Origin of the sequence: Spirillospora sp. CA-294931 (assembly GCF_050946795.1) — a bacterium.
In the GTDB taxonomy this organism is placed as follows: domain Bacteria; phylum Actinomycetota; class Actinomycetes; order Streptosporangiales; family Streptosporangiaceae; genus Spirillospora.
On sequence record NZ_CP192006.1, the window covers coordinates 5,017,978 to 5,031,448 of the forward strand.

Below are 13,471 nucleotides of genomic sequence, written 5' to 3' on the forward strand. Positions count from 1 at the left end.
CCGGTCAGAGGGAAACCGTGCGCGATTCGCGCGCGGACACCAGGGCGGCCTCGATGATCTCCAGGCCGGTGATGGCGTCGGCGAGGTCGACCGGCGGCGGCGCCCCGGCGCGCAGAGCACGGGCGACACCGCCGTAGAAGTCCTGGTAAGCGCCATTGTCGGTCGGCTCGGGGCGTTCCTCGCCCGGCGTACCGAGCAAGCCGTGCGCCTCCGGCGGTGTCATGCCCCAGCCGGGGTCCTTCGGGGTGAGGCCCGCACGCAGGGCGCCCTCCTGGCCGTCCAGACCATGAACGCTGTAGGCCGCCCTCGAACCCATCACGCGGAAACGGGGCCCGAGCTGCGACGCGGTCGCGCTCATCCACAGGTGCGAGCGGACGCCGTCGGCGTGCGTGAGCGCGACGAACGCGTCGTCGGCGGCCCTGGCGCCCTCGCGGCGCGCGTCCAGCTCGGCGTAGACCTGGACCGGACGCCCGAACAGCGCGACCGCCTGATCGATGAGATGCGAGCCGAGATCGAACAGGATGCCCCCGGCGTCCCTGGGGTCGTCGCTCTCCTTCCAGCCCGCCTTGACCTCCGGACGCCACCGCTCGAACCGCGACTCGAACCGGCGGACCTCGCCGAGCGCGCCGTCGGCGACCAGGCGCCGCACCGTGCGGAAATCGCCGTCCCACCGCCGGTTGTGGAACGGCACCACCGGCGCGCCCCGCACCGCCGACAGCGCGGCCAGCGAGCGCGCGTCGGCCACCGACGCCGCGACCGGTTTGTCGACCACCACCGCGAGCTCGCAGGTCAGGGCCGTGCGCGCCAGCGGCACATGCTGCCGGTTCGGCGCCGCGACGACCACCAGGTCGTAACCGTCCGAGACCTCCCACAGCCGGTCGGCGCTGTCGAGCACCTTGGCGTCGGGATAGCGGCGGGCCACCTCCTCCCGCCGCCCGGGATCGCCGGTCACCACCGCGGCGAGCCGCAGGTCCGGAACCGAGGAGATCAGCGGGGCGTGGAAGACCGCCCCGCCGGTGCCGTATCCGATGAGCGCCACCCGCAAAGCCATCCACCGATCATCGCCCATGACCCCCGACCCGCGCCGCTCCGGGGTGGGGGCGAGGGCTTACGCTGCTGGAACAACGGTGATCCAAGGAGATTGACGCTTGTCCAAGCCTGTGATCCTGACGGTGGACGACGATCCCGGGGTGTCGCGCGCCGTCGCCCGCGATCTGCGCCGCCGCTACGCCGAGCGCTACCGCGTCGTCCGCGCCGAGTCGGGCCCCCAGGCCCTGGCCTCGCTGCGGGAGCTGAAGCTGCGCGGCGACGACACCGCCGTCCTGATGGCCGACCACCGGATGCCGGAGATGACCGGGGTCGAGTTCCTCGAAGAGGCGATGGACCTCTACCCCTACGCGCGGCGCGTCCTGCTCACCGCCTACGCCGACACCGACGCCGCCATCCGCGCGATCAACGTCGTCGATCTGGACCACTACCTGCTCAAGCCGTGGAACCCGCCGGAGGAGAAGTTCTACCCGGTGATCGACGCGCAGCTGGACGCCTGGCGCGGCACCGACCGGCGCCCGCCCGCCGACCTGCGGGTCGTCGGGCACCGCTGGTCGGCCCGGTCGTACGAGGTGCGCGACTTCCTGGCGCGCAACCAGGTCCCCTACACCTGGCTGCTCGACACCTCGCCCGAGGCCGCCGAGCTGATCAAGGCCTCCGGGGCACCCGAGCTGCCCCTGGTCGTCACCGCCGACGGCACCGTGCTCCCCGCCCCGACCGACGCGGAGCTGGCCTCGGCCGTCGGGCTGGTCACCGTCCCCGGGGCCGCCTTCTACGACCTGATCGTCGTCGGCGGAGGTCCGGCCGGTCTCGGCGCCGCGGTCTACGGCGCGTCCGAGGGGCTGCGGACGGTGCTCGTCGAGCGCCACGCGTCCGGCGGGCAGGCCGGGCAGAGCTCCCGCATCGAGAACTACCTGGGCTTCCCCGACGGCGTCTCCGGCGCCCAGCTCGCCGACCGGGCCCGCCGCCAGGCCGAGAAGTTCGGCGCCGAGCTGATCACCACCGCCGAGGTCACCGGGCTGGACGCGCGGGGCCAGGCGCGGGTCGTCCAGTGCTCGGACGGCACCGAGATCGCCGCCCACGCCGTGATCCTGGCGACCGGCGTCTCCTACCGGCGGCTCCCCGCCCCCGGCCTGGACGACCTCATCGGACGCGGCGTCTACTACGGCGCCGCCATGGCCGAGACGCCCGACTGCGTGAACGAGGAGGTCTACGTCGTCGGCGGCGCCAACTCCGCCGGACAGGCCGCGGTGAACCTCGCCCGCCTCGCCTCCCGCGTGCACCTGCTCGTCCGCGCGGACGGCCTGGAACGGTCGATGTCGCACTACCTCGTCGAGCAGATCGCCGCCATCCCGAACATCGAGGTGCACCCCAACACCGAGGTCACCGCGGGCGAGGGCGGGGACCGGCTCGAACGCCTCACCCTCACCGGCGGCCGGACCGTCGACGCGCACTGGCTCTTCGTCTTCATCGGCGCCCAGCCGCACACCGAATGGCTGGGCGGATCGGTCGACCGCGACGAGCGCGGGTTCGTCCTGACGGGCCCCGACCTGCCCGCGTCCGGCCCCGGCCGTCCGCCCTACCACCTGGAGACGAGCCTCCCGGGTGTGTTCGCCGCCGGGGACGTCCGGGCGAACTCCATCAAACGCGTCGCCTCGGCCGTCGGCGACGGCGCCATGTCCGTCGCCCTCGTCCACCGCTACCTGGAGCGTTCATGATCACATCCGACGAGCTGCGGGGGCTGTTCCTCTTCGAGGCCCTCGACGAGGACCAGCTCGACTGGCTGTGCGCCCACGGCTCGGTCCGCGAGGCCGCCGAGGGCGAGGTCGTCTGCACGCAGGGCGACCCGGCCGAGTTCCTCTTCGTCCTGCTGGACGGCGAGATCTCGCTCAGCCAGCTCATCCAGGGCCACCAGCTCGACATCGTCACCGGGTCCCGTCCGGGCGTCTACGCGGGCGCCGTCCAGGCCTACATCGGCGACCGCATCGAGCAGAAATACGGCCACACCATGCGGGCCACCCGCCCGAGCCGCCTGTTCGCCCTGCCCGCCCGCAAGTTCGGCAAGGCCGTCCGCGAGTGGTTCCCGATGGCCACGCACCTGCTCGAAGGCACGTTCTTCGGGATGAGCACCGCCCGCCGCGTCATCGACCAGCGCGAGCGCCTCACCGCGCTCGGCACCATCACCGCGGGCCTGACCCACGAGCTGAACAACCCGGCGGCCGCCGCGTCCCGCGCCAGCGCCGAACTGGGCGACCACCTGGCCCGCTCGCAGAGGCGCCTGGCCGAACTCGCGTCCGCGGGCGTCGACTGCGAACGCCTCAGCATGCTGGTCTCGCTCCGCCAGAAGCTGACCCCGGCCACCCGCAGCCCCCTGGAGATCAGCGACGCCGAGGACGAACTGGGCGACTGGCTGGAAGGCCACGGCGTCGAGGACGCCTGGGAGCTCAGCTCCGGCCTGGTCACCGCGGGCATCGGCACCGCCGAGGCCGACGAGATCGCCGCGGTCGCCGGCGACCACCTGCCCGCGACCATGCGCTGGCTGGCCGAGGTCACCGAGGTCGCCCAGCTCCAGACCGAGATCTCCGAGGCCACGGGCCGCATCACCGCCCTGCTCGACTCCGCCCGCCAGTACTCCCAGCTCGACCGCGCCCCGCACGGCCGCGCCGACCTGCGCGACCTGCTCGACAGCACCCTCACCATGCTCCGCCGCAAGATCGGCCCGGACATCCGCGTCGTCACCGAGTACGACCCCGGCCTCCCCCAGGTCCCCGTCTACGCGGCCGAACTCAACCAGGTCTGGACCAACCTGATCGTCAACGCCCTCGACGCCATGGACGGCTCCGGCACCCTCACCGTCCGCACGTCCCGCCGAGGCGCCCACGCCGCCGTCGAGATCACCGACACCGGCCCCGGCATCCCCGAAGAGAACCTCGGCCGCATCTTCACCCCGTTCTTCACCACCAAGCCCGTAGGCCAGGGCACCGGCCTCGGCCTGGACATCTCCTGGCGCATCATTGCCGACCGCCACCAGGGCGACATCCAGGTCGAATCCCGCCCCGGCACCACGACCTTCCTCGTCCTGCTCCCCCTAACAGCCCCCACAACCACCTAAGGGGAAACATGAGCTTCACCGCCGAAGAGCTGGCCTACCTGGACACCTGCCGCGTGGTCCGGCTGGCCACCGTGGGACCGGACGGCCGGCCCGACCTGGTCCCGCTGGCCTTCGAATTCGACGGCACCCATTTCTGGGTCGGCGGCATCGGAGAATCCGTCCTCCACACCCGCAAATTCCAGAACGTCGAATCGGGAAACCACCACGTCGCCCTTCTCTTCGACGACATGCCGTCCGTCACCCCGCTCATAGCCCGGGGAATCCGCGTCTACGGCGAAGCCGAGGGCCCCATCGAACGCACCGGCATGATCGGCCCCGGCTTCTACCTCCGCATCACCCCGACCACCTCATGGAGCTGGAACCTGGAAGGCCGACCAGCGGGCGAAACCTGGTATCCCACCACCCGAACCACCCACTGACCAGCGAGTGAGGCTGGTCAGTCCAACGCTTGGAGATCCGCGCAGAGCTTGCGGGGAAAGCGCGGCCCGACGCGCAGGACCTCCTCGCAGCCGCCCCTGGTCGCGGAGTTGAGACCCAGCCCCCCTCGCCGGCGCGGTAGAACGTCAGCCTCCCCACCGCGTGCCGCTCCCAGGGGCATGGAGACCAGCCAGTGCCCGGAGCAGCGCTCCTTTGTGCAAGTGTGGCGCGGGATGTCCGCCCGGCGGATGATCTGTTGGTACAAGGCCTCAGCGCAGCCGGTCGGTGCGGGACGGCAGCCGCCCGAACCGCATCGCCGCGGCGAGCCGTCCGCGGCGGAAGCGAACTGGTGCTCGCTGGGCTGGCCGACCACTATGGACCGTCTCCCAAAGGGCCTGGGAAGGGAGACCTGCGCCGTGATGAGCGCCTTCGGCGGCACACCGATCGGGCGGCACAGCCCGCACCGACCACGAGCACAACGGCCCTCGCTCGCGCGAAGGCTCGCCATCACCTCGTCCGGATCCTCGGCGGTCTCCGCCTGACCACCCGACACGTGAGACGTGCCGAGCCGTCCCCCACCGTCGCCCAGACCAGGTCCTCAGCCGAGGCGCCCGTCGACCCCAGCCGACGAAACAAAGCGCAGCAAAGACACCCAGGGGCTAAAGCACAGAAACGTGCACGTGATCGAAGTGGTTCTGCGTGACGCTGCCGCGGTCTTCCATCGCCCGCCATCCACCACTGCTGCGCATGTCGTAGATCCGCTGGCGCCAGATCACGTACTTGATGCCCAGGCTCGACGCGTTGTTGATCACATACTGGGCGACCTGGTCGCCGTGGTTGCGAGCGGACGTGCTCGGCAACTTCCCGCCGGTGCTCTCCATGAAGTCGCACGCCTTGCCCTGACCATGGTCTTGAGCATCGCCCGGACGGGCACACCCGACCGCCGGGAAGGGGCCGAACTTGCCATCGATCGCCTGGAGCGCGGTGCGCATCCGCGAGGTCATCGAGTTCCCGATGATCGGCGACTTGGTGCCGGAGGCGCCGTCGGGGCGTCCGGGGCCGGGCTTGACCGGGTTCTCCGGCTTGTACTTGGCGAGGAGCTTCTTGACGCGGGCCCGCTGGCTCTCCAGGTCGTCGATCTCCTTGCGGACGTCGGCGAGCTTCGTCCGGGCCTGCTGCTTGGAACGCTCGGCCTGAAGGGCAAGAGCCTGGAGGTTCTGAATCCGCCGCCCATTGTTACGGGCCATGTGCTCGACCACGGTGACGTCCCGGATCGCCGCGCTCGGATCCCCATCGGTGATGATCGGGATGGTCTCCATCCGTCCGGTCATGTAGGACGAGGCCGCGAGCTTGCTGACCGCGCCCCGCGCGGTCTCGTACTCCTGCTCAAGCCTGGCCGCGTCGTCGTTCGCCCGCTGCGCCGCCCGCTTGGCCTGCTCCAGCGAGATCAGCTCGCCGCGGTACTCCTTGGACAGACGCTCGGCGCGCTTCTGCAGCGCCGCCAACTCCTTCTTGACGTCCTTCGGCTCGTACTGGACGCCGGCATTGCTCGGCGCCATCGGCAGAGTCGACGAGAGACCGAGGACGAGCGCCACCGCCACATACCGCTTGCGTCGCCGCTTCGTGCCGCGGGGATCGAGGGCCGCCACTGATATCTCCTCAGAAAGATTGGCGGCACGCTATCACGATCACCCATTTAGCCTCAGGAACTTCACAAAACACATAGCGTTACCCGAAAGTTACCCAAAGCGCCCGAAAGCCGGGCCGCCTAAGGCGACCCGGCCCGGTCAACGCACGAACAGCTCGTCCCAGCGCGGAACCCGCAACTGCACCCGCAGCCGCAGCCCGGCCTCGGACGGCGTCCGGTTCCCTTTGCGGTTGTTGCACTTCCCACACGCGAGCACGGTGTTGTCCCAGGTGTCGGCGCCCCCGCGCGACTGGGGCATCACATGATCGATCGTGTGACCGCGCTTACCGCAGTAACCGCACAACCCCTTGTCCCTCAGGTACACACCCCGCTTGCTCCACGGCGGCCGCTTACCGTGCCTCCACCGCATCGCCACGTACCTGACCAGCCTCAGCACCCGCGGCACGGGGTAATGGCCGATCGTCCGGCCCTCCTCCGCCTCCTCAACGACGGCCACCTCACGCACCAGCATGCGGATGGCGTGCCGCAGGTCCACCTTCTGTAACGGTTCATAGGACGCGTTCAGAACGAGCACGTACATCGGCCACCTCCTCACCCGTTGTGCCGCTCCCCCACCAGGATTCGAACCTGGATTTCCGCATTAACAGCGCGGCGTTCTACCCTTGAACGATGAGGGAATGACTCAGCAATTTCTGGATTCCATCCTCCACAACCCCCATCAGACTGCCCACCCCACCCCCCAAGAGCAACGCATTTTCAGCCCACGCATCCAACCCCACCCACGATCCCCAAGCCCCATTGCCCAAACAACCCCCGAGCGCGCACAACCCGCCCACCACCGCCGAACCCCCATGCCCGCCGCCCACCCCCGCCCGCACTGACGCCACCCGGCAGTCGCGGACAGTGGCGGGCGGTGTCCGGCGATGGCTACCCGTGCGCGACGGTGCGCGACGGTGCGCGACGGTGCGCGACGGTGCGGGCAGATGCCCGGCGGTAACTACCCGCGCTGACGCTCCCCGCCCGCCCCAGCACTGCTCCGCACTGCCCGCCCGTACCCAACACTGCCCGCACCCAGCGCCACCCGCCCGCAGTGTGGGCGTCCGTGCCCTGTGGCGCCTGCATCCGCACGTCGGAGCGCCGGGGCGTCGCATCGCTGGTGATCGCGTGCGGGGTGTGCAACGCGGGTGGAGCCCCATACTCGGGCAGGGACGCGGAGCGTAGGTGGGAGACCCACACACCACAAGAACACGGAGCACACGCGCACACGCCCACTCATGCGGACGCACACGCCCACTCATGCGGGACGCAGGTCCACTCTCGTGCGGAACGTGGAGCACACGCGCACAGACTCGCGCGGACGCGGAGCACACACCCCCACACCCCCACGCCCGCGCGGACACGCAAAACACGCGCTCTCGTGCGGGACATGGAGCACGCGCGCACACGCTCATGCCGGGACGCGGAGCACACGCACACATTTGTGCGGGGCGCGGGCGAGGACCCGGCGCACAAGAACCCGGAGGGCGCATGCAGACGCATATTCGCACGGGGCGCGGAGCACGCGTGGAGACGCGTTTCTGTGCGGGACGTGGAGCACAGGTTGGGGGTGCGCGTTTGGGCTGGGGCGTTGGGGGTTGAGGGGAGTGGGGTGGCCTCCATCAGATGGGCGCAGAGGATTGGGAATTGGCGGCCTTGCTGGTGGCGCGGGTCGGCGGGTGGATGCTGGCGCGCATCGATGGACGGATGGACGACGCCGAGCGCGACTTGGGCATGCTCGCCGCCGGGCAGGGCCGGATGGGTAAAGACGCCGCCCAGCGCATCGGCGAGGTTGGTTGGGGGGTGCGGTGGGTCAGGGGGTGGGGGTGCGGTGGGTTAGGGGGTGGGGGTTGTGGGGTGTTGGGGGATTCGGGGGGTGGCTTGGTCTTGCCACCATTGGAATGGGTCGTGGGGGGTTGTTGGGGAGATGGCTAGGGCTTTGGTGCAGCCGGGGCAGGTGGTGGTGGTTGGGGTTAGGCGGATGGGGAGGGGGTCTGTGTGGGTGGGGCGGGTACCCCAGAAGCGTTGGGTGTCGGCGGGGTCGAGTTGGCGTTCGGTGGCGATCTCCCAGGTGGAGCGGTTTCGGGCTAGGTGGTCGCGGTATTCGGTGAAGAGGCGGAAGGCGGTGCCTCGTAGGAGGTTCGCGGCGGTCAGCATGGTGCCGTAGGGGACCTCGCGGGCGGCCAGTTCGGGTAAGCCGAAGCGGTGGAGGCCGGAGGTGTCGGTTCGGATCAGGCCGCCGGTGTCCATTTCGATGAAGACTCCGATCCATTCGTGGCCGAGGAGAAAGGAATGGGGCTCGGGGACTCCGGGGCGGAGGAGTTGGTTGGAATCGAGGTCGACCAGGAGGCCGCCGGTCTGGGTCGCAAGCGTTCGGGCGACCAGGCGGAATGCTTGGGTGTCGCTGGGCTGGGCGGACGGGGGCGACGTGCCTGTGATCATGGAATGGAAGCCCGCGTTCAGGAGGCGCATGCTTTGCTCGGGTGCGGCGCCGATGCGTTTGAGGCGATCGTCCGGTTGGGCGGCTTTGGATTCGATCGTCAATCGGGAGGAGCCCAGGAGGGACGCTGCCGTGCTTGCCAGGGGGTGACTTGGCAGGGCCTTGCGCACTTGGTTAGAGGTCAGGCGGACGCGGTTCGGGTTAGCCACCAGATATCGGCTCGTGACCGTGGTCGGGATATCGAGGGTTAGTCGTGCCTGCATTGCGGCCCTCTTTCTGGTCGGGGTGGTCAGACCAGGTTCGTGGGCGCGTCGCTTGCGGGCGACTAGAGCGGCGTTCTGTGGAAAACGTGGTCGGGCGGTAGCTGGCTTTGATGTGGACGCGTTCGCCCTGCGGGCCGAGGATGCTGAGGAATTCGACGGGGCGCGCGTCGGCGTTGCCGAACCAGTGCGGGAGGTGGGTGTCGAATTCGGCGACTTCGCCTTCGGTGAGGACGAAGTCCTTGTCGCCGAGGACGACGCGCAGGCGGCCGCGTAGGACGTATAGCCAGTGGTAGCCCTCGTGGGAGCGGGGGTCGGGGTCGCGGCCGTCGGTCAGGCCGGCGGGCATGATGTGCTTGAACGCCTGGAGGCCGCCGGGTTTGCGCGTCAGCGGCACGATGGTCATGCCGTTGTGGCGGAAGGGTGCGGATGTACCCGTGGGGCGACCGATCAGCTCGTCGATTGGTAGCTGGTAGGCCCTGGCCAAGGGCAGGAGGAGTTCCAGTCCCGGTTTGCGGTGGCCCGACTCCAGGCGGGAGAGAGTGCTGATCGGGATGCCGGTGACCGCCGAGAGGGCCGTCAGGGTGAGGCTGCGGCGACGGCGCAACTCGCGCAGCCGGGGGCCGACCGCGGCCAGGACGGCGTCGAAGTCATCGCTCATAAGTCGACTGTGCGAGTGCTTTGCGTTTTCCGCAAAGAACTTTGCCGGATTTGCGCTCTGGACGCAGTCTGGCGGCATGGATGCTCGACGGTGGGACGAGATGTATCGCAGCCGCGATCAGGTGTTCAGCGGCGACCCCAATCCGGTGCTCGTTGCCGAGACCGCCGGTCTGGTGCCTGGGCGGGCACTTGACGTCGGGTGTGGTGAAGGGGCCGACGCGATCTGGCTCGCGCGGAAGGGGTGGCGGGTCACGGCGGTCGATGTGTCCGAGGTTGCCCTGGGACGTGCGGCAGCTGCCAGCGATGGGGATTGGGTGGAGTGGGTGCGGGCCGACGTCGCTGATGTGGCGCCCCGGTTGGGGGCGTTTGATCTGGTGTCCGTCCAGTACTTTCCGCTTCGTCGCCGACACGTGTCGCTGCGTGGGCTTCTGGATGCCGTGGCTCCCGGAGGGACGCTGCTCTTCGCCACGCACGCTCTCGCGGATCTTGATGACCCGGGCGACTACTCCCAGCCCGACGACATCGTCCGACTTCTCGAACCGCTTTCCTGGCGCGTTCAGGTCAATGAGACGCGTCGTCGTGCTGGTCCGGCTCCCGTGGGCACGCGCCATTCCCATGATGCCGTTCTGCGGGCGCTGCGCCTGACGTGAGGGTCGGTTTTCAGGACGGGAGGTGGGCGACTTCGGCCAGGTATTCGCGGGATTCGCGTTGCCAGCGGAAGCCCAGTTCGGCGTTCACGGCCAGCATGTGGGAGTTGTCGCCCGCGTTGTCGGTCTCGATCTCGCGGACTTCCGGACGTTCCTCGCGGAGCCATTCGAGCATCGCGGCCTTCACCCAGATGCCCAGGCGGCGGCCCCGGTGTTCGGGGACGACGGCGGTGTCGTATTGGGACGCGCGTTCGGGGTCTTCGGCGGGGACGACGACCTCGGTGAAGCCCGCGACCACGGCGCCCTGGACGGCGGCGACCGTGTAGAGGCGATCGCCGCGTTTGGCGACCATCTCGGCCATTTCGCGGACGCGGGCGGCGTCCCAGGGAAGCCCCTCGTATTCGGCCAGGTCGGCCATGGCGTGCTTGGCGTGGGCCAGAGCGTCGGCCAGGTCGTCGGGGACGACGCCGCGCCAGCGCACCAGGCGGTAGCCGGGCGGGCCCGCGGCCAGGAGTTCGGCGACGCGTTCCGGGGGGACGTCGTCGAGGCGGAGCAGCAGGCCGCGGAGGGTCAGCACGAGTTCGAAGCCGTGCGACTCCACGAACGGGACGGCCGGGGTTCCGGCCGAGACCTGGGCGATGACGCTGGAGCGGCCGTCGGCGCGCAGGCCGTCGGCGGCGACCGCGAGCAGGCGGGTGCCGAGGCCGCGGCGGCGGTGGTGGGGATGGACCTGGATGTCGATCTCGGCGGGACGGTCGGCGCCGGGCTCGCCGGGCAGGCGCAGTGTGGCCACGGCCAGCATGGCGTCGTCCTCGACGGCCGCCCAGAGACGCTGCCGCGATCCCTGCTCGACGCTCAGCAGGCGGGCGGTGGTCTGCTCCAGATCCGGGGCGGGGTCCTCTCCCGGGTCGGCGTCGTGAACGGCGACCACGACCCCGTGCCACTGCCGGATCCGCGCGTCGGTCGGATCATCAAGCGCGATGACGTCCATCCGAACCTTTCTACAGGATCGAGGCCCGGCGGGACCGCCAATCGGCCCGGAGATCGCCAGGTGACGACCGCCAGGCTCGGCCATGACGAGGCGCATACCGGAACGGTCACGCTCTGGAAAACGTCGTAGGGCAGCCGTCAGAATCGGAAACGCGGAAGTCCCGTTCGATCATCGGAGGCACTGGTGGAGCTTCGGGTCAGCATCGAGAACGGGGACCTCGCCGGGTTGTACCGGTGGCTGGGGCGCGACGCGGAGCTGGCTCACCAGAGCCGGATCTCGCTGCGGTCCGCCCCGCCCGCGCCCGGAGAACTGGGCGGGACGTTCGAGACCATCAACATCGTCCTGGCCAACGCGACGGCCTTGGGCAGCCTTGTGACGGCCGTGCTGACCTATCGGGACGCCAAGAAGCGGGCGGCGCCCCCGGGGGCGGTGCGTTTGGAGAGGAACGGGGTGGTCGTGACCATCCCGCCCGAGTCGCAGGTGGCGATCGAGCAGATCGTCAGCGCCCTGAACGCGGCCTCGCCGCCCGAGGAAGGGCGAGGCCCCCGGCAGTGAGCCCGCCGTCGATCTCGAACCGGAACGACTCCCGGGTGGTCCTGGTCGGGACGGCCCGCTACGCCGACGCGGGCCTGCCTGATCTGCCCGCCGTGGCGAACAACCTCAGCGCGCTCCAGCGGGCGTTCACGCGTGGGCCGTGGGGGCTGCCGCAGGACCGGTGCACCGTACTGCTCGATCCCGAAGACCCCGCCACCGTGTTGGGGGCCCTGCATGACGCGGCCTCGGACACGGGCGACACGCTGGTCTTCTATTACTCCGGGCACGGGCTCGCCAACGCCCTGGGCATCGACGAGCAACTCCTGCTGGGAATGCCCCGGTCGTCGCCGCACAGCCGGCGCTGGCTCAGCCTCTCCTTCGACGCCGTCCGCGAGATCTTCCTGGATCCGGCGACCACCGCCAAGCGCAAGGTGGTGATCCTGGACTGCTGCTACGCCGGGCTTGCCGGGGGCATGAGCGACTCCGAAAGCCTCGGGGGTTCCGCCAACGTGACCGGCAGCTACGTGCTGTGCGCGGCGGGCCCGACCAGCCGGGCGGTCGCGCGGCCGGGCGCGATCTACACCGAGTTCACCGGGGCTCTCCTCGACCTGCATGACAGGGGTCTGGCCGGTGCTGGGCCGACATTGAGCATGGACACCGTCTACCGGTGGCTCGTCCAGGAGCTCCCCGGACGTGGTTATCCTCGGCCGCAGCAGAACAACCGAGACCTCGGCGGCCAGATCTCCTTCATCGTCAACACCTCGCACCGTGAGGACGAACCTGCCGCACCACCGCCGGCCCAGCGAGAAAAGCAACTGCTGAACGGACGATACGAGCTCGGTGAGGTCATCGGTACCGGGTCCTTGAGCGAGGTGTACCGGGCGCGCGATGTCAGGCTCAACCGGGTCGTCGCCGTCAAGTTCCTGCGCGCGGATCTGGCGGGCGAGCCGATGTTTCTGGAGCGCTTCCGCCGAGAGGCCCAGTCGGTCAGGTCTCTGAACCACCCGGCGATCGTCGCGGTGTACGACGTGGGCGAGGAAAGGGGCGGGAGGGTCCGCAGGCCGTACGTCGTGGCGGAGTTCGTCGACGGAGAGAGTCTCCGCGAATGGATCCATCCGCCAGGACGCCCGGCGCAGCCGCTCGACCCCAAGCGGGCGCTCTTCGTCCTCGACGGCGTCCTGGGAGCGCTGGACCACGCTCACGGTGTCGGCATCCTCCATCGCGACATCAAGCCCGCGAAGATCATGGTCAACCGGCAGGACAGGGCCAAGGTCATGGACTTCGGTCTCGCCCGTGTGAAGGCAGACCCCGACGAGGTGACCGGCACCGCTCACTACATGTCACCTGAGCAGTGCACGGGCAAGAAGCTCGACGGCCGAACCGACGTGTACTCCACCGGCTGCGTGCTCTACGAGATGCTCACCGGAGCACCGCCCTTCCGAGGCGACTCCCGCGTCGCCATCGCCTACGAGCACGTGCGGACCGATCCGATACCGCCGTCCCGGATCATGCCGGGCCTCCCCGAGTGGGCCGACGGCGTCGTCCTGACGGCGATGGCCAAGGCGCCGGAACATCGCTACCAGAGCGCCGCGGAGTTCCGGTCCGCCGTCCTGGGGGTCCTCGGGGACCGCAGGCCGCCGCCGCCGCGGAGGCGACGGTGGCCCAGGGGCGGGAGCTGA

The 13,471-nt window shown here is 69.9% G+C and carries 11 protein-coding genes, 1 tRNA gene and 1 pseudogene; 6 read left to right on the plus strand and 7 right to left on the minus strand.

Annotation, left to right across the window (positions count from 1 at the left end):
* Positions 1 to 4: 4 nt before the first annotated feature.
* Positions 5 to 1,051 (minus strand): Gfo/Idh/MocA family oxidoreductase, encoded by a 1,047-nt coding sequence (locus tag ACQPY4_RS22645; protein ID WP_433323728.1) that lies wholly within the window; start codon positions 1,049 to 1,051, stop codon positions 5 to 7.
* A 97-nt stretch (positions 1,052 to 1,148) separates the two neighbouring features.
* Here ACQPY4_RS22645 and ACQPY4_RS22650 point away from each other — a divergent pair, with 97 nt between their 5' ends.
* From ACQPY4_RS22650 to ACQPY4_RS22660, 3 genes are read left to right on the plus strand one after another with little or no spacing between them, the layout of a single operon-like run.
* Positions 1,149 to 2,765, plus strand: coding sequence for an FAD-dependent oxidoreductase (locus tag ACQPY4_RS22650; RefSeq protein ID WP_433323730.1), 1,617 nt, complete (start codon positions 1,149 to 1,151; stop codon positions 2,763 to 2,765).
* A complete protein-coding gene (locus tag ACQPY4_RS22655) occupies positions 2,762 to 4,159 on the plus strand; it encodes an ATP-binding protein (RefSeq protein WP_433323732.1) in 1,398 nt (465 codons plus the stop codon). The genes ACQPY4_RS22650 and ACQPY4_RS22655 overlap by 4 nt, the downstream gene beginning before the upstream one ends.
* 8 nt (positions 4,160 to 4,167) lie before the next feature.
* The gene (locus tag ACQPY4_RS22660; protein WP_433323734.1) at positions 4,168 to 4,578 is read left to right on the plus strand and encodes a PPOX class F420-dependent oxidoreductase; all 411 of its coding nucleotides are present in this window, start codon (positions 4,168 to 4,170) and stop codon (positions 4,576 to 4,578) included.
* Between the two features lie 657 nt (positions 4,579 to 5,235).
* Here the strand turns inward: ACQPY4_RS22660 and ACQPY4_RS22665 are convergent.
* From ACQPY4_RS22665 to ACQPY4_RS22685, 5 genes and pseudogenes are all read right to left on the minus strand, one after another.
* The gene (locus ACQPY4_RS22665; protein WP_433323736.1) at positions 5,236 to 6,135 is read right to left on the minus strand and encodes a coiled-coil domain-containing protein; all 900 of its coding nucleotides are present in this window, start codon (positions 6,133 to 6,135) and stop codon (positions 5,236 to 5,238) included.
* Between the two features lie 228 nt (positions 6,136 to 6,363).
* Complete coding sequence (locus ACQPY4_RS22670; protein WP_433323738.1) at positions 6,364 to 6,804, minus strand: HNH endonuclease; 441 nt, start codon at positions 6,802 to 6,804, stop codon at positions 6,364 to 6,366.
* 26 nt (positions 6,805 to 6,830) lie between these two features.
* A tRNA-Asn gene (locus ACQPY4_RS22675) sits at positions 6,831 to 6,901 on the minus strand.
* Positions 6,902 to 8,096: 1,195 nt separating this feature from the next.
* Positions 8,097 to 8,963, minus strand: coding sequence for a hypothetical protein (locus tag ACQPY4_RS22680; protein WP_433323740.1), 867 nt, complete (start codon positions 8,961 to 8,963; stop codon positions 8,097 to 8,099).
* An 88-nt stretch (positions 8,964 to 9,051) separates the two neighbouring features.
* Positions 9,052 to 9,621: pseudogene (locus ACQPY4_RS22685) on the minus strand (XRE family transcriptional regulator); the annotation flags it as partial.
* A gap of 76 nt (positions 9,622 to 9,697) precedes the next feature.
* Between ACQPY4_RS22685 and ACQPY4_RS22690 the strand changes: the two are divergent.
* A complete protein-coding gene (locus ACQPY4_RS22690) occupies positions 9,698 to 10,270 on the plus strand; it encodes a class I SAM-dependent methyltransferase (protein ID WP_433323742.1) in 573 nt (190 codons plus the stop codon).
* Positions 10,271 to 10,280: 10 nt separating this feature from the next.
* Here ACQPY4_RS22690 and ACQPY4_RS22695 read toward each other — a convergent pair whose 3' ends face one another.
* The gene (locus tag ACQPY4_RS22695; protein WP_433323744.1) at positions 10,281 to 11,258 is read right to left on the minus strand and encodes an N-acetyltransferase family protein; all 978 of its coding nucleotides are present in this window, start codon (positions 11,256 to 11,258) and stop codon (positions 10,281 to 10,283) included.
* Positions 11,259 to 11,441: 183 nt separating this feature from the next.
* Between ACQPY4_RS22695 and ACQPY4_RS22700 the strand changes: the two genes are divergently transcribed.
* Positions 11,442 to 11,813 (plus strand): effector-associated constant component EACC1, encoded by a 372-nt coding sequence (locus ACQPY4_RS22700; RefSeq protein WP_433323746.1) that lies wholly within the window; start codon positions 11,442 to 11,444, stop codon positions 11,811 to 11,813.
* Positions 11,810 to 13,471, plus strand: a complete 1,662-nt coding sequence (locus ACQPY4_RS22705) for a caspase, EACC1-associated type (protein WP_433323747.1) — start codon at positions 11,810 to 11,812, stop codon at positions 13,469 to 13,471. Before ACQPY4_RS22700 ends, ACQPY4_RS22705 begins: the two co-directional genes overlap by 4 nt.